Genomic DNA, 19559 nt, shown 5'->3' with positions numbered 1-19559 from the left:
ATGATTCACCTGCCCGAGTCAGGCGAGGATTGACGCCTCGGTTCAGGCGTAAACATTCAGCCTTGTGCCCAACGAACCACTGCTCGCCAGGGCCGGCGGAGGCGGCACGGAGTTGAGCAGCTCCAGCGCGCCCTGGGCTTGGATATCCATGGCCTTGCGCAGCACAAAGATCTGCGCGCTGGCCTGCACCGAGCCGGCGGGCGAGCTGCCGGCGTTGTTGACGAGGGCGGTGTTGCTGAGGTCCATGGTCTTGTCTCCCGGGTGAAGTTCCCGGTTTGTCGGCCACCGCGCCGTTTTCTTGAGGTCGGGGGCTGCTTTGCACGCGCTCGGCAGCCCCCGCCTGCGCCTCCCCGCTTTGCGTTTCGCCAACGCAATGACAGCGCTATTCATAGACATAAGGGCTTTGGCTCGGCCCGGCCTATCAGGCGCCAAGAAATTTTTTAGGAATCGGCCAAGGCCATGGCTTGCTGGGCTTTTTTATAGCTGGGCTGCTCGGGCGCGAAGTGCTGGCGGCCGTAGTCCAGCACCGCTTGCAGCTGAGCGCGGGCCGCGGTTTTTTGGCCCAGCTTGAGCTGGGCCTGGGCCAGGCTCAGCAGGCCCAGGTGATAGATCCCGCTGTCTTGCTGGCCGAGTTTCTCGCGCATCTGGCGGGCCCGCTCGTGGGCTTGCACGGCGGCCTCGAACTGCCCGGCGGCGCTGTGGGCCTGGCCTAGCAAGTCCCAGCTGCGGGCCAGGTTGAGGTGCTGCTTGCCGCTTTGCTCCTCGCGCTGGCGTATGCAGGCCTGCAATTCCGTCACACCCTGGGCGCCCTGGCCCATCAAGGCCTGAATCAGGGCCAGGTCCTCGCGCATCTTGATGCTGCGCGGGTGCTGGGGGCCGTCGATCTTGAGGCGGACCTCCAGTGCCTGGCGGGCCAGGTCGGCGGCGGCCGGGTAGTCGGCCGCCTCGCGCCTCAGGGTGGAGAGGTAGGACAGGGCCAGGGCATGGGCATGGCTGCCGGGGCGCTCGGCCTCGGCTTGGCGCAAGGCTTCTTGCAGCAAGGGCAGGCCCAAGGCTTCTTGGCCGGCCATGGCAGACAAAAAGCCGGCCTGAGCCTTGGAGGCATTGACGTTCGCGGCGATCGGCGGGGTCATGCTGAGCCGCAGGCGCAGGCCCTCCAGCGCCGCCTGCATGGCCTGGGGGTAGTCGCCGCTGAGGTTGGCGGTATCGCCCAGCTGGAACTGCAGGGCGGCCAGCGTCTTCTTGCCGCCCAGGCCGCGCTCGATTTCGGCGCCGCGGCTCAGCAGCTCGCGCGCGGTCTTGAGCTCCCCGCGGTTCTTCTGCACCGTGCCCAGCGAGAGATAGAGCTGGGCCTGCACCTCGGCTTGTTCACCCAGGCCATGCTCCAGCTGGTCCTGGGCATCTTTCAGCAGCTTGGCCGCGGGCACGTCAAACGAAGGGTCGTTGACGATGAACATATTCAGCATGAAGTCGCTGACCTGGGCGGCGGCGCTGCGTGCGCTCTCGGCCCGGTCGCGTTCTTCCATCACCTGCCAGGTGAAACCGCTGCTCAGGAGCAGGGCGGCGCTGGCCATGCCGACCGCCGGCCAATGCCGGCGCAAAAATTTCTGGCAACGGTAACGCCGGGTGGGCGCCAGCGCCTGCAGAGGGCGATGCTGTTTGAAGCGCTCCAGATCGGCCTGCAGCTCGGAGACGCTGAGGTAGCGCTGCTCCGGGTCCTCGCGGCAGGCCTTGGTCGCGATGGCTTGCAGCTCCTGCTGGCGACCCTGGCTCAGGCTCATCAACAGGGCGGGGGAGCAGCGCAGCAACTCCTGCAGCAGGCGGCCCAGGCCAAACACATCGCTGGCGGCGCTGGCCGGCAGGCCGGCCAGTTGCTCGGGGCTGGCATAGCGCGGTGTGGCGGCCAGGGTTTCATTGCCCTCCTTGCCCTGCAGCTGGGCCACGCCAAAGTCCAGCAACATGGCCCGGCCATCGGCGCCCACCAGCACATTGCTGGGCTTGATATCGCAGTGCAGGATCAGCTGGCGGTGGGCGTAGGCCAGGGCTTCGCAAACCATGCCGAACAAGGCCAGCAGCTCGCGCATGCCGGGCTTGTTGCGCATCACATAGTCGCTGATGGTCCGGCCTTCGACATAGTCCAGCACCAGATAGGGGCGGCCGCGCGGGGTGGTGCCGCCGTCGATCAGGCGGGCGATATTGGGGTGCTGCAGGCCGGCCAGAATTTGCCGCTCGCGCGCCAGCTGGGCCAGCGCTGTCTCACCCACAAAGCCGCGCAGCAGCTTGACGGCGGCCTGCTGCTGGTAATGGCCGTCATTGCGCTCGGCCAGATAGACCTGGCCCATGCCGCCCCGGCCCAGCTCCGAGATCAATCGCCAGGCGCCCAGGCTGTCGCCGGCGCGCAGCTCGGGCCCGGCGGCGCTGGCCATCATGCCGGCCACGGGTTTGGCAAAGCGTGTGGTGTTGACGGCGTCCCGGGCCAGCAGATTGAGCACCTGGGCCTTGATGTCGGGCGAGGTGTCCAGGGCGTCCAGCCGGGCTTGCTGGGCGGCGGGGTCGGGCAGCTCGCAAAGCTCCTCGAACAAGGCCTTGATTTGGGCGAAATGGCCCGGCTCGGGCGCGGCCTGCGGCGGGCTGGCCTGCGCGGGGTCGGTGTGCTTTGTCTTCATCCCTCGGTATGCGCGTGGAACCTGGGTTAGGGGGCGATTGGGCTGGACTGTAGCTCAGCGTGGGCCCAGGGCTTTTTGCAGGGTTTGCAGGCGGGTTTGCAGGGCTGCTTCGGCCAGCCCAGGGCTTGTCTGCAGAGGGGGCGGCCAGCTCTGCAGGGCCTGGCGGGCCGCCTCCTTGCGACCTTGGGCCAGCCTGAGTTCGGCCAGGCCCAGGCGGGCGCTGAGGGCCTCGAAGGAGAGCGGGCCGGCGCTGGCCTCGGCCAGCTGGGCGGCGCGGCCGAAGTCTTGCTCGGCGGCGTCCCAGGCGCGCGTGCGCAGCAAGGCCTGGCCGCGCAGGATCAAGCCCTGCTGATAGCTGGCTTGCTGGGGCAGGAAGTGGCGCTCGGCATAGTCAAAAAAGCGCTTGAGCTGGCTCAGAGCGGTCTCGGCCTGGCCTTGCTGCAACTGGGCCTGGGCCAGGTGTTGCAGGCTGAGCTGGTAGCTGCCGCTGTCCTGGCTGCCCAGGCTTTGATAGAGCTGCAAGGCTTTTTGCAGGCTTTGTTGGGCTTGGGCGGGCTGGTTCAGGGCCAGCTGGACCTGGCCCAGATAGTCCCAGCTGCGGGCCAGGGCCAGATGGCGGGCGCCGCGTTGTTCGATGCGCTTGGCGATGCAGGCCTGCAGCAGGCGCTGCGCCTCGGCCGCCTGGCCGCCATGGCTTTTGATCAAGGCCAGGTCCTCGCTGACGGTGAGGGTGCGGGGGTGATCTTCGCCGTCGATCTCGCGGCGTATGGCCAGGGCTTGCTCCGTCAGGGCCTGGGCGGCGGCGAAGTCACGCGTCTGCTGCCGCAGCAAGGCCAGGTAGGACAGGCTCAGCGCATGGCTATGCGAGCGAGGGCGATTTTTCTCGGCCACTTGCAAGCTTGCTTCCAGCCATTGCCGGCCTTCGCTGAGCGCGCCCGTCGAGGCCTTGAGGTAGCCGGCCAGGGCGCTGGCATTGGCGATGAGCTGGCTGTCCGGCGGTTCGGTCTTGCGCCGCAGGGCCAGGGTCTCCAGGGCCGGGGCCAGGCCCAGGGCGAAGTCGTCGCTGAGGCGGTGGGTCACCGCCAACTGGTAAAGCATGCTGCCCAGATTGGGCTGCAGGGGGTTCTGTCTTTCGATTTCGATGCCGCGCTCCAGCAGCTGGCGGGCGGTGCGCAGCTCGCCGCGGTTCTTCTGCACGATGCCTAGCGAGAGGTAGAGCTTGGCCTGCACCTCGGGCTGCTCGCCCAGGCCATGTTCCAACTGCTCTTGCGCCTCGGCCAGCAGCTGGGAGGCCGGCAGATCGTAGCTGGGGTCTTTGGAGACAAACATGGTCAGCATGAAGTCGCTGACCTGGTGGGCGGCTTTTTGTGCCGCCGCCGCCTTGTCGCGTTCGCGCTCGGCGCGGTCGCGCTCCTGCATCATGCGCCAGGCAAAACCGGCGCTGAGCAGCAGGGCAGCGGCCGTTATCAAGGCGCCGGCCCAATGCCGGCGCAGGAATTTCTGTGCGGCATAGAGCCGACCGCCGGGCAGGGCGGCCAGGGGTTTGTGCAGAACGAAGCCGTTCAGATCGGCCTGCAGCTCGGGCACGCTGAGATAGCGCTGCTCGGGATCGGGGTGGCAGGCCTTGGCCAGCAGGGCTTGCAGCTCGTGGCGGCGTGGCGCTCTGAGCCTTGCCAGGTGGGAGGTGTGGGTCAGTAGCTCTTGCAGCAGGCGGCCCAGGCTGTAGATATCGCTGGCGCTGCTGGCGGGCCGGCCGGCCAGTTGCTCGGGGCTGGCGTAGCGCGGCGTGGCGGCCAGGGTGTCGCTGCCGGCCTGGCCGTCCTTGCCCTGCAGCTGGGCCACACCAAAGTCCAGCAGCATGGCGCGGCCGTCCAGGCCCACCAGCACATTGCTGGGCTTGATATCGCAGTGCAGGATCAGCTGGCGATGGGCGTAGGCCACCGCATCGCAAACCATGCCGAACAGGCGCAGCAGCTCGCGCAGGCTCAGGCGCTGGCGCAGGGCGTAGCGCAGCATGGACTCGCCCTGCACATAGTCCATCACCAGATAAGGCCGACCGCCGGGTGTTGTGCCGCCGTCGATCAGGCGGGCGATATTGGGGTGGTTGAGGCCGGCCAGGATCTGCCGCTCGCGCGCCAGCTGGGCCAGGGCCTCCTCAGCGCTGAAGCCACGCAAGAGCTTGAGCGCGGCCAGCTGCTGGTAGTGGCCGTCGCTGCGTTCGGCCAGATAGACCTGGCCCATGCCGCCATGGCCCAGCACCGAGACCAAACGCCAGGCGCCGACGGCGTCGCCCACCCGCAACTCCGGGCCCTTGGCCAGGGTCTCCAGCAGAGGGCGGGCAAAGCGCGAGCCCTCGCCAGCCTCCTGGGCCAGCATGCGCAGCAGCCGCAGCTTGAGCAGGGGGGCGGTTTTGAGCTCGTCCAGGCGAGCGTTCTGCGCGGCCTCATCGGGCAGCTCGCAAAGTTCGTTGAACAAGGCCTTGAGCTGCGCGTGTTCTTCGAGCGGGTCCGGGCTGGCGGCTGGCGCGCTCATGCCTTGGCGGGGCTGGGCCTCAAGGGCCGATCTCGTGTTCCAGGCGCTCACTCAGCCAGGCGCGGGCAAAGCGCAGCTCACGGTCCACCGTGGGGATGGAGATGCCCAAAATCTCGGCGATATCGGCCCGCTGCAGGCCGGTGAAGTAGCTCAGCTCCAGCACCTGGGCGGCGCGCGGGTCTTGGCGGCTGAACTGGCTCAGCAAGGCGTCCAGATTGAGCAGCTCGGCCGCCTGCGATTCCTCGCCCAGCTCGGCCTGGGTCAGGCTCAGCTGTTGCGGATTGCCGCCGCGCTTGTCGGCCAGCTTGGCGCGGGCATGCTCGCGCAGCACACTGCGCATGGTCAGCGAGGCGGTGGCAAAGAAGTGGGCGCGGTTTTCCCAGCGCTGGGGCGAGTTCATCAGGCGCAGCCAGGCCTCGTTGACCACCTCGCCCTTGCTGAGGGTGACGGCATCGCTGCCGTTCAGCCGGGCGGCGGCCATGCGCATGAAGTCGTTCTGCAAGGCCTCGGCCACGCGGGCGAAAGCCTGGCCGTCGCCGCGCTTCCAGGCATGCAGCAGCACGGTCATGGAGTCAAAAGTATCGCCTTGCGAGGGCGGTGTGAGCGGGCCGGCCGACATGATTTTGTTGCGCTGCAAAAGAGTGTGCTGAGGCGCCAGTTTAGGGCCGGCGCCCCGGCTTCAAGCCCTGTGCAAACCTGCAATGTTCACCTTCAGCAGCCTCGGGCCTCAGCCGGTATTGCGCAGGCCGGCGGCGATGCCGTTGATGGACAGGTGGATGCCGCGCTGCACCCGCTCCAGGCTGGCGTCCTGATCGCGCTTGTCCGCCGGAATGGCGCGGTAGCGACGAAGTAGTTCAACCTGCAAATGGTTGAGCGGGTCGATGTAGGGGAAGCGGTGCTCGATGGAGCGGGCCAGGGCAGGGTTGGCGGCCAGGCGGTCTTGCTCGCCGGTGATCAGGGTCAGGGCCTGGGCGGTGCGCTCGAACTCGGCCTGGATGGCGGCGCAGATGCGCTTGCCCAGACGCTTGTCCTCCACCAAATCCACATAGCGTTGGGCAATGCCCAGATCGGTCTTGGCCAGCACCATGTCCAGATTGGACAAAAGGGTGCGGAAGAAGGGCCACTGCTTGTCCATGCGCTTGAGCAAGGCCAGGCGGCCGGCATAGCCCTCGCTGCCTTCCTCACCCAGGAAGCTCAAGACGGCCGAGCCGAAACCGCACCAGCCCGGCAGGGCGACACGGCTCTGGCCCCAGCTGAAGCCCCAGGGGATGGCGCGCAAGTCTTCGATGGCGCGGCTGGGTTTGCGCGAGGCCGGGCGCGAGCCGATGTTCAGCTCGGCGATCTCGCGGATAGGCGTGGCCGAGAAGAAGTATTCGGCAAAGCCGGCCGTGTCATAAACCAGGCCGCGGTAGGCTTGGAAGCTGAGGTCGGAGAGGGTCTGCGCCGCCTCCAAAAAGCTCTTGGGCGCGCTCTTGGTCGGGTGCAGCAAGGTGGCTTCCAGGGTCGCGGCAACCAGCGTTTCCAGATTGCGGCGGCCGATCTCGGGGTTGGCGTATTTGGAGGCGATCACCTCGCCCTGCTCGGTCAGGCGGATCTGGCCGTTCACCGTGCCAGGGGGCTGGGCCAGGATGGCCTGATAGCTGGGGCCGCCGCCCCGGCCCACGGTGCCACCGCGGCCGTGGAAAAGGCGCAGGGTGATGCCATGTTGGGCGCGCAGCTGGGCGAAGAGATCGACCAGGGCGATCTCGGCGCGGTAAAGCTCCCAGCTGCTGGTGAAGACGCCGCCGTCTTTGTTGGAGTCGGAGTAGCCCAGCATGATGTCTTGCTCGGCCCCGCTGCGCTTGAGTAGGCCGGCGATGCCGGGTAGGGCGTAGAACTCGGCCATGATGACGGGCGCTTCGCGCAGGTCGCCAATGGTCTCGAACAGGGGCGAGACGATCAAATCGCTGGTGGCTTCGCCATCCAGCGTGCCACGCAGCAGGCCCACTTCCTTCATCAGCAAGAGCACTTCCAGCAGATCGCTGACCGACTCGGTGTGGCTGATGATGTAGTGGCGCAGGGACTCGCGGCCAAAGCGCTGCAGGGACTCCCTCGCCGCCTCAAAAATGGCCAGCTCGCCCAGGGCTTTTTCGCTGTAAATAGCGCCATGCACGCGCAGGGGGCGGGCGTCTTGCAGCAGGCGCATGAGCAGGGCGCGGCGGCCGGCCTCGTCCAGGGCGCTGTAATCGGCCTCGACGCGGGCGGTTTGCAGCAGCTCGGCGATCACCGCCTCGTGCTGGTCCGAGCTTTGGCGCAGGTCCAGGGTGGCCAGATGGAAGCCGAAGACGCGAACGGCGCGGATCAGCGGCGTCAGGCGCGGCGCGATCAGGGCGCCGGCGTGGTGGCTGCGCAGCGAGTCCTCGATGATGCGCAGATCGGCCAGCAATTCCTCCGCGCTGGCATAGGGCGCTTGGGGTGCCACGGCATGGCGCAAGGCCTCGGTGCCGGTCAGCTGCTGCAAGGTGGCGGCCAGGCGCGCATACATGCCCGTCAGGGCCCGGCGGTAGGGCTCGTCCATGCGGTGTTCGTTGCGGTCTGGGCTGCGCTCGGCGAGTCGCTGCATGGCGGGGCTGATTCTCGCCAAGCGGTAGGAGATGGACAGCTCGGCGCCCAGCTCATGCAGCTCGGTCAGGTAGTGGCGCAGCGCCACCTCGCTCTGGCGCGAGAGCGCATGGCGCAGGGTGGCGGCTGTGACATTGGGGTTGCCGTCGCGATCGCCGCCAATCCAGTGGCCCATGCGCAAGAAGTTGTTCAGATCATGGCCGGGCAGGGCTTCTTCCAGCTCGCCGTAGAGCTTGGGGATCTGGCGCAGAAAGGTGGCGGGGTAGTAGGAGAGGGCGTTCTCGATCTCGTCGGCCACGCTCAGCTTGCTATAGCGCAGCATGCGGGTCTGCCAGAGCTGGGTGACGCGGGCGCGGATCAAGGCCTCGTTGGCGGCCAACTCGCGCTCGGTGTGCAGGCTGTCGCGCTGTTCCACCAGCTGGGCCACGGCGCGCTCGGCGTCCAGAATGCTTTTGCGTTGCACCTCGGTGGGGTGGGCCGTTAGCACGGGCGAAATAAAGCCTTGCTGCAAGGTCTTGGCGATCTCGGTCGGGCGCACGCCGGCCTCATGCAGGCGCTCCAGCGCAAAAGCCAGGGAGCCGGCTTGCAGGCTGCCGGCGCGCTCATGCACCTCGCGGCGGCGCACATGGTGGCGGTCCTCGGCGATATTGGCCAGGTGGGAGAAATAGCTGAAGGCGCGGATCACGCTGACGGCTTGTTCGCCACTCAAGCTCTTGAGCAGCTTGTCAAAGCTTTTGCCCGCCTGCGCATCGCGCTTGAGGCGGTAAGCGACCGAGAGCTGGCGTACCTTTTCCACCAGCTCATAGGCCTCGCGGCCTTCTTGCTCACGGATCACCTCGCCCAGGATGCGGCCCAGCAGTCGGATGTCGTTGGTGAGCGGCAGGTTTTTGTCGGCGGCACTGCTGGCGCGGGTTTTGTTGGCCACCGGCTTGCCCGCAGGCTTGGCTTTCTTGGCAGGTTTCACGGATGCAGCAGGCTTGGTGGACATGGCGGGGCTCGTGGCTGAAAAAGACAAGGGACTGAGGCTGAGCAATCGGGCGGCGAAGCGCGCAATTTGACGGAGTCAGGCATGTAACGAAGTTACTTGATTCTGACTTTATCAGTTTCTTTTTCCGACCCAACGGTCGGAGGTGCAGGTCTACAACGCAGGCCGAGATTCGCCGGTCTTGGGCGGGCGGCGATGGTGGCTGGTCAATAATTGCCCCATGAGTGAAACGCAGCAATCCAAAACCGTCGTCATTGCCACCCGTGAGAGCCGCCTGGCGCTTTGGCAGGCCGAGCATGTCAAGTCCAGGCTGGAGGCCGAGTTGGGCCTGAATGTGACCCTGCTGGGCATGACCACCCGGGGCGATCAGATCCTGGACCGGGCCCTCTCCAAGGTGGGTGGCAAGGGCTTGTTCGTCAAGGAACTGGAGACGGCTCTGGAAGAGGGTCGCGCACAACTGGCCGTGCATTCGCTCAAGGATGTGCCGATGGAGCTGCCCGAGGGCTTTGAGCTGGCGGCGATTCTGCAGCGCGAGGATCCCCGCGATGCCCTGGTCTCTAACCGTTATGCCACGCTGGACGAGCTGCCCCAAGGTGCTGTCGTGGGCACTTCCAGCCTGCGCCGGGTGGTGCAGCTGCTGGCCTTGCGGCCCGATCTGCGCATCGAGCCCTTGCGAGGCAATCTGGACACCCGTATGCGCAAGCTGGACGAGGGCGGCTACGACGCCATCGTGCTGGCGGCGGCCGGCCTCAAGCGCCTGGGCGCGGGCGATCGCATCCGCAGCTACTTTGATATCGAGACCATGATTCCCTGCGCCGGCCAAGGCGCTCTGGGCCTGGAGTTGCGCGCCGATGCGGCCGAGTTGAAGGCCCAGATCGCGGGCATGATTGACCAGCCCACCTGGCTGGCCACCCTGGCCGAGCGCGCCGTTTCGCGCGCCCTGGGCGGCAGCTGCAGCGTGCCCTTGGCCGCACATGCGCATTGGCTGGATGGCGTCTTGCACCTCAGCGCGGCGCTGGGCAGTGCACAGCATCCCAGCCATCCCCTGCTGAAGACTCGCCTGCAAGCGCAGCCGCAGACGGCCGAGGCCGCCGAGGCCTTAGGTCTGCAAGCCGCCCAGGCCTTGATGGCCCTGGGTGCGGCCGGCTATCTGCCGCCAGCGCAGGCCTAAAGCCAGGATGAGCATCGCGCCCAGCCTGATCCTGACCCGGCCGTTGGCCCAGACGCAAGACTGGTTGCAAAGGCTAGCCAAACTGGGTGTGGCGGCACAGAGTTTTCCGCTGATCGAGATCGTGGCTCAGGAGGGCGCGGCCGCCGCAGCGGTCGCCGCTTGGCGGCGCATGCCAGCGGCGGCCCTGGCCTTTTTTGTCAGCCCCAATGCGGTCCAGCATTTTTTTGCCCAGCGTCCCGCGGGCCAAGCCTGGCCAGCGGCCTGTCTGGCCGCCTGCGTGGGCCCCGGCAGCGCGCGAGCCTTGCAGCAAGCCGGTGTGCCGGCCGAGCTGATCTTGCAGCCCCCCGCCGATGCGGCCAGTCTGGACTCGGAACACCTCTGGCCTTTGCTGCAGCCGCGTGACTGGCAGGGGCGCCAGGTCCTGATGCTGCGCGGCGACGGAGGCCGCGAGTGGCTGGCCGAGCGTCTGCGCGAGCAGGGTGCCGATGTCACGGCTTTCAGTGTCTACAGCCGCCGCTGCCCAAAGTTGGACGCGGCCGGGCAGGCGCGTTTGCAAGCGCTGTTGGCGGTGCCTGAGGCCGCGGTCTGGCTGCTCAGCAGCGCCGAGGGGGTGGCCAATCTGGCGGCCCTGACGCCAGGTGATGCCGGCTGGGGCCAGCGTGCCTGCATCGCCACCCATGCCCGCATTGCCGATGCGGCGCGAGCCCTGGGTTTTGGGCATGTGGTTTTGGCGCGACCCGATGCGCCCGCCCTGGTGCAGGCCTTTCAGGCGATGCAGGGCAGACCCCTACAATCATTTGCACCGTGAGCGATACCCAACAAAACTCCCAAGAATCTCTGTCGGCACCGCAGGTGTCGACTCAGGCCGCTGCCTCTGAGCCCCGTGCTCAGGCGCCCGTCCAATCATCCGTCAGCTCCCAGTGGCTGCCCATCGCCGCCGCTGTGCTCAGCGTGGCCGGCCTGGGCCTGGCCTGGCAGAGCATGAGCCGCCAGCAGTCGCTGGAGCAAGAACTGGTGCGTCGCCAGGAGTTGATTCAGACCAATGCCGGCGAGGCCAAGGCGGCCGCCAAGGCCTCGCAAGAGCTGACCCGTGACACCGCCGCCAAAGTGGCCTTGCTGGACGCCCGTTTGGCCGAGGTGGCTTTGCAGCGCGGCCAGCTGGAGGAGTTGATCCAGTCCATGTCGCGCTCGCGGGATGAGAACGTGATCGGCGATATCGAGGCCTCCATCCGCGTGGCCTTGCAACAGTCCGCCATCACCGGCAGTGCCGAGCCCCTGGTGGTGACGCTCAAACTGGCCGATGAGCGCCTGCTGCGCTACAAGCAGCCGCGCATGGAAGGCGTGCGCCGCGCCGTCGCCCGCGATCTGGACCGGGTCAAATCGGTCAGCGTGGTCGATGTGTCTACCCTGACCATCAAGCTGGACGAGGTGGTGCGCCTGCTTGACGAGCTGCCGCTGACGGTCAATGCCGAAAAATCGGCCGAGCCCAAGCCCGTGGCCGAAGAGCCCCGGTTCAAGCCCGGCAACGGCAAGCCGCTCAAAGCCGGCGCGCCCGGCGAAGAGAAGCCGCCAACTGCTGCCGACGGCGAATTCGCCCAATGGTGGTGGGCCGCCAAGAAAGGCGTGCGCGAGACCGCTGCGGCGGCCTGGACCGAGACCCGCAGCCTGATTCGCGTCACCCGCATCGATCATCCTGAGGCGGCCTTGTTGGCGCCCGAGCAGGCTTTTTTCCTGCGCGAGAACATCAAGCTGCGCCTGCTCAATGCCCGCCTGGCCTTGCTCAGCCGCCAGTTCGAGACGGCGCAAGCCGATCTGCGTGACAGCCAGGAAATGCTGAACCGCTATTTCGACGGTCGCGCCCGCAAGGTGCAAGTGGCCGGCGATCTCTTGCGCCAAGTGGCTGGGCAAGCTCGCCAGGTCGTCGTGCCTCGCCCCGACGACACCTTGGCCGCGCTCTCCGCCGCGGCCGCCGGTCGCTGAAGACTTGAGGGCCTGAGTTTCATGCGCACCATCATCTGGTTGGTTTTGCTTTTTTCGGTGGCCGTGGTGGCCGCCCTGGTGCTGGGTCGCAATGACGGACTGGCGAGTTTTTACTGGAACGGATGGCGCCTGGATGTGTCGCTCAATCTGTTCCTGCTGGTGCTGGTAGGCAGCTGTTTTGCGCTGGTGACGGCGATTCAAACCGTCGGCTCCATGATCAGCCTGCCGCAGCGCGCCAAAGAATGGCGTCTGGCTCAGCGCGAGCGCAGCGCTCAGCTGGCGCTGCGTGAGTCCTTGGGGGAGTTTTTTGGTGCCCGCTACGGCCGGGCTCAAAAAGCCGCGCAGCGAGCGCTCAGCATCCATGCCCAGACGCCCGAGTTGTCGCAGGATGCGGGCTTTCTGGCCCTGGGCCATCTGCTGGCCGCCAATAGTGCGCACCGCCTGCAGGACCGCCGCCGTCGCGACGAGCAGCTGAATCTGGCGCTTGAGTTGGCGCGCCGGACCTCGGCCGGGCGTGCGCAGGAGGAGGGCGCTTTGTTGTTGGCCGCCGAATGGGCGCTGGATGACCGCGATGCGCCGCGTGCCTTGGGCCTGCTGGCCGATCTGAATCCTGGCGTGGCACGCCGCACCCAGGCCCTGCGCCTGAAGCTGCAGGCCAGCCGTCTGGCCAAGCAGTCGCTGGAAGCCTTGCGCACTGCTCGCTTGCTGGCCAAGCACCAGGGATTCTCCAAGGTGGCGGCGCAAGGGTTGCTGCGCTCGCTGGCTTTTGAAGCGCTGGATGGTGCACGTGATGTCGATCAGCTGCGTCAGGTCTGGCAGCAGCTGGACAGCGCCGATCGCCGCGACGTGCTGGTGGCCTGCCGGGCTGCCGGCCGTTCGGCCGCCCTGGGTTCGCCCGACGATGGGCGCGGTTGGTTGCGTCCCTTCTGGGACGATATCGGCGAGTTGCAAAACGATGAGCGGGCCACCTTGGCCGAAAGCCTGGTGCCGGTCTTGCCGGGCCTGGCACCCGAATGGTTGCAGCGCCTGGAGTCGGCCGTGCAGCGCTTCCCGCGAGACAAATACCTGGCTTACGCCCTGGGCCATGCCTTGGCCGAGCGTCAACTTTGGGGCAAGGCCAGGTTGATGCTGGAGCAGGTCTGTGACGACCACGAGGTAGGTGTCGCTGCCCGCCGCCGCAGCTGGTTGACCCTGGCCCAGCTGGCCGAACAAGACGGTGATCAGGATCGCCGGGCGCGCTGTTTCGAGGCCGCGGCGGTGCTTCAGTAAGAAGATTTTTTGAAATCTCTTGCAGGGACCGATATTTTCAGCCTACAATAGCAGGCTTCGCGGCTGTAGCTCAGTTGGATAGAGTACTTGGCTACGAACCAAGGGGTCGTGGGTTCGAATCCTGCCAGCCGCACCAAAAATAAGAAGTAAAAATGAATAGAGCCTCGATAGAAATATCGGGGCTTTATCTATTTATATAGATCCGCATATTGTGAGCTGGCTGGCATTCGGTGGAAGGACTGGATGGCAGAAACAGTTTTCAAGTGCAGCACCAAGTGCGTGCCGAAACTCAAATTAGTTTCATGCCTTCGCGGTGCCGCAGATTTTGCTGATATTTCAGCAATTGAATGCAGAGATCAGAAATAATCGTGTTATAGTAGAGTTATTGAAGCGGCTGTAGCTCAGTTGGATAGAGTACTTGGCTACGAACCAAGGGGTCGTGGGTTCGAATCCTGCCAGCCGCACCAAAAAAGCAAGGGCTAGTACGTTATGCGTACTAGCCCTTTTCTTTTTTCCGAATGCGGTGCTTGCTTCCTGGCGCAGTTTGTTCAAGCACCGGGCATGGGTTTCTCTGAATTACCCTAGTCAGACCTGAGCAACTTCGCCAACATGCATAAACATGAGGTTTTCGGAGTGGATGCCTATGGTGTTGTTGGCAGGAATTAGCTCGAATCGATGCTTATTTCTTGCCAAGTGCATCAAGGTGTTGACGAGGCCGAGAAGCCAGCAGGCCCTGTCAGAAGGGCCGCAGAAGTCGCTGGGAAACTTGTCTGCGCTTGACGCGCGCGGCCTTTGTGCCGCTTGAACGGGCTCCTGCGGCGGCAGACGGTAGAACGGCTCCCAGTATGTTTTTTCGGCCGGCTTGAAGGGCTGATTTGCCCTGCGAAGCTGTAACAAATGCCTTCGAAGGGAAAGTTGGGCTAGGCGGGGGCGCTCACCAATTCAGTCACTGTGGTCGAGGCGACTGACGGACATTCTTTGAAAAAGATTGAAGGGGCTCCGATTTGCGTGCTATAGTAGAGGGCTTGAAGCGGCTGTAGCTCAGTTGGATAGAGTACTTGGCTACGAACCAAGGGGTCGTGGGTTCGAATCCTGCCAGCCGCACCAAAATAAGAAGAAATCGGAAAGCCTCAGCGAGTCATCCTGGGGCTTTTTCAATTGTGCGTTTGGCTTTGCTTTCTTCAGCCGCTCGCCAGCATTTGCGCGATCTCGGCGGCCTGGAATCCCAGTTCATTCAACAGCGTTTCACTGTCGGCGCCCGGCTGCGGTCCGGCCTGAGGCTTGCGCAGTTGGCTGCGCGAAAAGCGCGGTGAGGCGGCGGGCTGCCAGTGGCCGTTCACTCGGCTGAAATTGCCGCGGGCTTGTTGGTGAGGGTGCTGGGCCGCTTCGTCCAGGCTGAGCACCGGCGCGAAACAGACGTCCGTGCCTTCCAGCAAGGCGGTCCATTCCGCCCGGCTTTTGCTCTTGATGCGGGCCGCCACCTGTTCGCGCAGGGCCGGCCACAAGCGGCTTTCGTGCTGGGCGCGTGGATCCACATCCTTCAGTTCCAGGCGCTGCAGCAGTTCGGCGTAGAACTGCGGCTCGATGGCGCCCAGGGTCACAAAGCCGCCGTCCGCGCATTCAAAGCTGTCGTAAAAGGGTGAGCTGTGCAGAAAGAAGTTTTGCGCCGGCTGTTCGGACCACATGCCATTGGCGCGCAGGGAATGCACCAAGGCACTGAGCGTGCCCACGCCGTCGATCATGGCGGCGTCCACCACCTGGCCCATACCGCTGCGCCGGGCCTCCAGAATTGCGCAGACGATGCCAAAGGCCAAGAACATGGCGCCGCCCGACATATCGCCGATCAAGGTGGCGGGCAAGGTCGGGGCCTGGCCGGCCCGGCTGGCAATCGACATGGCGCCGGTAAGGGCGACGTAATTGATGTCGTGGCCGGCGGCTTGGGCCAGCGGCCCGCTCTGACCCCAGCCGGTGACGCGGCCAAAAACCAGGCGTGGATTGCTGCTGCTAAACACCTCGGGCCCTAAACCCAAGCGTTCCATCACGCCTGGTCGGTAGCCTTCGATCAAAGCGTCTGCGCTATTGATCAATGCTTGCACGGCGCGCTGGCCGGACGGTGTCTTCAAGTCCAGGCAGATGGAGCGTTTGCCCCGGTTCATGGCCTCACCGGCTCCCAGGCTTCGTAGCGCGGCGGGTCGCTCCACCACGATCACCTCGGCCCCCATATCGGCCAGCAACATGCCACAGAAAGGGCCCGGGCCAATGCCGGCCATTTCGATCACGCGCAGTCCGTGTAAAGGGCCTTGAGAGGGCGGTTGAGGCGCTACCGTCATGCTTGTGTCTCCATGCGATGTTCTTGGCGAGACAATACACGCATGAACAAGGCATTCACCAAAGAAAGCGATTCCGAGGACGATGATGAGTTGGCCTTGCCCGCCTTGCCGCTGGGCACGCGCAACTACATGACGCCCGAGGGCTATGCGCGTCTGCGCGGCGAGTTCATGAGCTTGCTGGACGAGGAGCGGCCCAAGATCGTCGAGATCGTCTCCTGGGCGGCCAAGAATGGCGATCGCAGCGAGAACGGCGACTACCTCTACGGCAAGAAGCGCCTGCGCGAGATCGACCGCCGCCTGCGCTTCCTCACCAAGCGTCTGGACATCGCCGAAGTGGCCGATCCCAGCCTGCACCACGGCAGTGACCAGATCTTTTTCGGCGCGACCGTGACCTACGCCAATGCCAAGGGTGAGGAGCGCACCATCACCATCAAGGGCATCGACGAGTCCGACAGCTTGGCCGGTGAGGTCAGCTGGGTCTCGCCCATCGCGCGGGTGCTGTTGAAGGCCCGCGAAGGCGATGAGCTGCAGCTGATGACGCCTGGCGGACTGGAGCAGATTGAGGTGATCGAGGTGCGCTATCCCGCGCCCAAAGCGCCCAGCAATTAACTCGGTTTAACCCGCCAGACCCGCAGCACGGCGGGCGAGCGTTTGAGGGTGCGCAAGACCTCGGCCAGATGCAGGCGATCGCGCACCGACAGCAGCAGATTCATCTCGGCGGTTTCGCGTTGTTGCGACTCGTCGCTCATTTGAATATGGGTGATGTCGGCCTCGGCCGAGCTGACGGCCTGGGCCACCTGGGCCAGCACACCCTTGCCATTGTTGAGCAGCAGGGAGACGGCGGCCTCGAAGGGGCGGGTCAGCTCCTCGGCCCAGTGCACGGCGATCCAATGTTCGCTATCGCGCTGGAAGAGCTTGCGGCCCACCTGGCATTCCGCGGTGTGCACCAGCAGGCCTTCTCCGCGGCCCAGATAACCCTTGATTTCGTCGCCAGGAATCGGCCGGCAGCAGCTGGCCAGGCGCACCGAGGCGCCTTCGCTGCCGTCCAGCGTCACCTGGCCTTGGGCGGGCGCTTCCTCGGCGCTGAAGCGGCCCATGGTCAGCATCACGGCGTCGGGCCGCTGGCCTTGCTCGGCCAGCATGCGGGCCAGCTTCTTGGCCACGATGGTGGCGATCTTGCGGCCCAGGCCGATTTCCACCAGCAACTCGTCCGCATGGCGGTTGCCGGCCCAGCGGGCCAGCTGCTGCCAGAGCTGGGCGGCGGCATTGTCTTCATCGTCCAGGCTGGGCAGGGCCAGGCCCTCGGCGCGCAGGGCCTGGGACAGCATCTTTTCGCCCAGATCACGCGATTCTTCCTGTTCCAGATTCTTCAGGAAGTGGCGGATCTTGGAGCGTGCCCGGCCGGTGCGCACAAAGCTCAGCCAGGCCGGATTGGGGCGTGCGCCAGCGGCGGTGACGATCTCCACCACATCGCCGCTGCGCAGCTCGGTGCGCAAGGGCACGGGTTCGCCATTGATTTGCGCCGCCACGCAATGGTCGCCCACATCGGAGTGGATGGCGTAGGCATAGTCCACCGGCGTGGCGCCGCGTGGCAGGGCCATGATCTTGGACTTGGGCGTGAAGACATAGACCGCATCCGGGAAGAGGTCGATCTTGACGTGCTCCAAGAACTCATTGGCGTCGCGGGTTTCGTCCTGGATGTCGATCAAGGACTGCAGCCAGCGTGAGCCCATTTGCTGCGCCGATTCGGCGCTGCTGCTATTGCTGCCTTCATTCTTGTAAAGCCAGTGCGCGGCCACGCCTTTTTCAGCCACCAGATGCATGGGTTCGGTGCGCACCTGGAACTCCACCGGCGTGCCCAGGGGGCTGACCAAGGTGGTGTGCAGAGACTGATAGCCATTCGGCTTGGGGATGGCGATGTAGTCCTTGAAGCGACCCGGCTGCGGTTTGTAGAGCTGGTGCAAAACGCCCAGGGACAAATAGCAGGTGGGCAGATCGTGGACCACGATGCGGAAACCGAAGATATCGCTGACCTGGGCGAAGCTCAGATGCTTGTCGCGCATCTTCTGGTAGATCGAATAGACGGTTTTCTCGCGGCCCTGCACCTCGACCCGCAGGTCCGAGGCGGCGAAGGCTTTTTCCACATCGCGCTCGATGCGGGAGACCAGATCACGCCGATTGCCGCGCGCCTTGGTGATGGCCTTGGTCAGGGCCGCATGGCGCCAGGGGTAGATGTGGGAGAAGGACAGCTCCTGCAACTCCCGATAGATCTGGTTCAGACCGAGGCGGTGGGCAATAGGTGCGTAGATGTCCAGGGTCTCGCGCGCAATGCGGCGGCGTTTGATGGGCGCCATCGCCTCCATGGTGCGCATATTGTGCAGACGGTCGGCCAGCTTGATCAGGATGACGCGCACATCGCGGGCCATGGCCAGCAGCATCTTGCGAAAGCTCTCGGCCTGGGACTCTTCCTTGGTGGAGAACTGCAGCTTGTCCAATTTGGTCAGGCCGTCCACCAACTCGGCGGTGGGGGCGCCAAAGCGCTCGATCAGCTCGGTCTTGGTGACGCCGCAGTCTTCCATGGCGTCGTGCATCAGGGCGGCCATGATGGCTTGGGCATCCAGGCGCCAATCGGCGCATAGGCCCGCCACCGCGATGGGGTGGGTGATATAGGGCTCGCCGCTGGCGCGGAACTGGCCTAAATGGGCCTCGTCGGCGAACTTATAGGCTTCGCGCACCCGCTTGATATCGGCCTTGGGCAGATAACTCAGGCGGTGGACCAAGGCATCGAAAGAGGCGGCTTCGGCCGCGGTCGGCTCCGGCGCGGCGGGCGTGGGCCTAAGACCCGGCAGACTGGACAGTGCTGCAGGAAGACGTGAGACGGCAAATGATCTGAAACCCATGGGGAGAATTTACAGCATCGCGGCGGGCTTGGCAGGCAAGCGCTTGTCGGGCGACCTTTGTCCGGGGCTTTTTACCGCTCTCAGTCTCTGGTGTTCAGGCATGAAAAAGGGCACCCGTGGGTGCCCTTGGATCTGGTGCTTGCTGCTTCAGCTGAAATTCAGACCGGCACCTTGCGCAGCATTTCGATGCCGACTTCGCCAGCGGCGATTTCGCGCAGTGCGGTCACGCCGGGCTTGTTCTTGCTTTCGATCTTGGGCGTGTGGCCCTGGCTCAGCATGCGAGCACGGTAGGTCGCTGCGAGCACCAACTGGAAGCGGTTGGGGATCTTGGTCAGGCAGTCTTCAACAGTGATGCGGGCCATATATTTTTCCAGTCCAGGTATTCAAGGGAGTTCGAGAGCGCGGAAAACGGCAGAGCGGTTTCGGCGCTGAGCTGCGTATTTTAACCGCTGCGCGTGAACAATCGACTTGAGATCGAAAACAGCCGTGTCAAACACCGCGTTGACGACCACAAAATCGAACTTTTGCGCCTGCGCCACCTCGATGCGGGCATTGCTCATGCGCTTGGCGATGACGGCCGGATCGGTGTCGCCGCGGCGGTTCAGGCGTTGCTCCAACTCGCCCCAGCTGGGCGGCAGGATGAAGATCAGCACGGCGTAGGGGAAGAGCTGCTTGATCTGCAGCGCACCCTGGAAATCGATCTCCAGCACCACGTCCTCGCCATTGGCCATGCGGGTCTCGATGGCGGCCCGCGAGGTGCCGTAGAGATTGCCGTGCACCTCGGCCCACTCGAAAAACTCGCCCCGCTCGGCCATGGCGCGGAAGTCTTTCTCGCTGGTGAACCAGTACTCGCGGCCATGCTGTTCCTGCCCGCGCGGCGCGCGCGAGGTGTGGGAGATGGAGACATCCAGCTTGGCATCGAGCTCAAGCAGGGCTTTCACCAGACTGGATTTGCCTGCGCCACTGGGCGCTGCGACGACGAAGAGATTGCCTGGGTATTCCATGGAAGCGTTCTTGAGAGAGAGATGAGGGCGCAGGAGCAAAAAAGAAATCGGGCCCGGGCTCGGGCCTGGCGCGACTTTGGGAGACTTTTGCGGCCTTGGGCTCAGGGCTTTGTTGCGCGAT

The 19559-nt window shown here is 65.1% G+C and carries 14 protein-coding genes and 3 tRNA genes; 8 read left to right on the top strand and 9 right to left on the bottom strand.

Translation table 11 applies throughout. The annotated features are described in order from the left end of the window. Window positions 1–42: 42 nt before the first annotated feature. The 5 genes from DBR47_RS17365 to ppc all read right to left on the bottom strand — a co-directional run bounded on the left by DBR47_RS17365 (window position 43) and on the right by ppc (window position 8787). The gene (locus tag DBR47_RS17365; protein ID WP_124452345.1) at window positions 43–246 is read right to left on the bottom strand and encodes a putative motility protein; all 204 of its coding nucleotides are present in this window, start codon (window positions 244–246) and stop codon (window positions 43–45) included. 194 nt (window positions 247–440) lie between these two features. Further along, on the bottom strand, window positions 441–2666 hold the full coding sequence (locus DBR47_RS17360; protein WP_124452343.1) for a serine/threonine-protein kinase: 2226 nt from the start codon (window positions 2664–2666) through the stop codon (window positions 441–443). Between the two features lie 54 nt (window positions 2667–2720). Then, a complete protein-coding gene (locus DBR47_RS17355) occupies window positions 2721–5198 on the bottom strand; it encodes a protein kinase (protein WP_124452341.1) in 2478 nt (825 codons plus the stop codon). 19 nt (window positions 5199–5217) lie between these two features. Further along, the gene (locus DBR47_RS17350) at window positions 5218–5835 is read right to left on the bottom strand and encodes an ECF-type sigma factor (protein ID WP_124452339.1); all 618 of its coding nucleotides are present in this window, start codon (window positions 5833–5835) and stop codon (window positions 5218–5220) included. Window positions 5836–5925: 90 nt separating this feature from the next. Further along, complete coding sequence (gene ppc, locus DBR47_RS17345) at window positions 5926–8787, bottom strand: phosphoenolpyruvate carboxylase (protein ID WP_124452337.1); 2862 nt, start codon at window positions 8785–8787, stop codon at window positions 5926–5928. A gap of 217 nt (window positions 8788–9004) precedes the next feature. On the opposite strand from ppc, the gene hemC reads away from it, so the two are divergent. The 7 genes from hemC (at window position 9005) to DBR47_RS17310 (ending at window position 14311) form a co-directional block, all read left to right on the top strand. Further along, window positions 9005–9955, top strand: a complete 951-nt coding sequence (gene hemC / locus DBR47_RS17340) for a hydroxymethylbilane synthase (RefSeq protein WP_124452335.1) — start codon at window positions 9005–9007, stop codon at window positions 9953–9955. A gap of 7 nt (window positions 9956–9962) precedes the next feature. Beyond that, complete coding sequence (locus DBR47_RS17335) at window positions 9963–10763, top strand: uroporphyrinogen-III synthase (protein ID WP_124452333.1); 801 nt, start codon at window positions 9963–9965, stop codon at window positions 10761–10763. Next, entirely contained in the window at window positions 10760–11935 is a 1176-nt protein-coding gene (locus DBR47_RS17330; RefSeq protein WP_231512364.1) for a uroporphyrinogen-III C-methyltransferase, read from the top strand. Before DBR47_RS17335 ends, DBR47_RS17330 begins: the two co-directional genes overlap by 4 nt. A gap of 21 nt (window positions 11936–11956) precedes the next feature. Then, window positions 11957–13204, top strand: coding sequence for a heme biosynthesis HemY N-terminal domain-containing protein (locus DBR47_RS17325; RefSeq protein ID WP_124452331.1), 1248 nt, complete (start codon window positions 11957–11959; stop codon window positions 13202–13204). A gap of 59 nt (window positions 13205–13263) precedes the next feature. Beyond that, a tRNA-Arg gene (locus tag DBR47_RS17320) sits at window positions 13264–13340 on the top strand. Between the two features lie 254 nt (window positions 13341–13594). Further along, a tRNA-Arg gene (locus DBR47_RS17315) sits at window positions 13595–13671 on the top strand. 563 nt (window positions 13672–14234) lie between these two features. After that, a tRNA-Arg gene (locus tag DBR47_RS17310) sits at window positions 14235–14311 on the top strand. A 74-nt stretch (window positions 14312–14385) separates the two neighbouring features. On the opposite strand, the gene DBR47_RS17305 is transcribed toward DBR47_RS17310, so the two are convergent. Next, window positions 14386–15534: a CaiB/BaiF CoA-transferase family protein gene (locus DBR47_RS17305; RefSeq protein WP_197047133.1), complete on the bottom strand. Its 1149-nt coding sequence runs from the start codon at window positions 15532–15534 to the stop codon at window positions 14386–14388. A 42-nt stretch (window positions 15535–15576) separates the two neighbouring features. On the opposite strand from DBR47_RS17305, the gene greB reads away from it, so the two are divergent. After that, entirely contained in the window at window positions 15577–16143 is a 567-nt protein-coding gene (gene greB, locus DBR47_RS17300; RefSeq protein ID WP_124452329.1) for a transcription elongation factor GreB, read from the top strand. Here the strand turns inward: greB and DBR47_RS17295 are convergent. The 3 genes from DBR47_RS17295 to gmk all read right to left on the bottom strand — a co-directional run bounded on the left by DBR47_RS17295 (window position 16140) and on the right by gmk (window position 19438). Continuing rightward, complete coding sequence (locus tag DBR47_RS17295) at window positions 16140–18434, bottom strand: bifunctional (p)ppGpp synthetase/guanosine-3',5'-bis(diphosphate) 3'-pyrophosphohydrolase (protein ID WP_124452327.1); 2295 nt, start codon at window positions 18432–18434, stop codon at window positions 16140–16142. The two genes, greB and DBR47_RS17295, sit on opposite strands and share 4 nt — an antisense overlap. A gap of 158 nt (window positions 18435–18592) precedes the next feature. Further along, window positions 18593–18796 carry a DNA-directed RNA polymerase subunit omega gene (gene rpoZ / locus DBR47_RS17290; RefSeq protein WP_124452325.1) on the bottom strand — a complete coding sequence of 68 codons (204 nt, stop codon included), beginning with the start codon at window positions 18794–18796 and terminating at the stop codon, window positions 18593–18595. A gap of 21 nt (window positions 18797–18817) precedes the next feature. After that, on the bottom strand, window positions 18818–19438 hold the full coding sequence (gene gmk, locus DBR47_RS17285) for a guanylate kinase (RefSeq protein WP_124452323.1): 621 nt from the start codon (window positions 19436–19438) through the stop codon (window positions 18818–18820). Window positions 19439–19559 lie beyond the last annotated feature (121 nt).

It is taken from the genome of Paucibacter sp. KBW04 (assembly GCF_003852425.1).
Taxonomy (GTDB): domain Bacteria; phylum Pseudomonadota; class Gammaproteobacteria; order Burkholderiales; family Burkholderiaceae_C; genus Paucibacter_A.
This window is presented reverse-complemented; position numbering and strand designations above follow the sequence as displayed.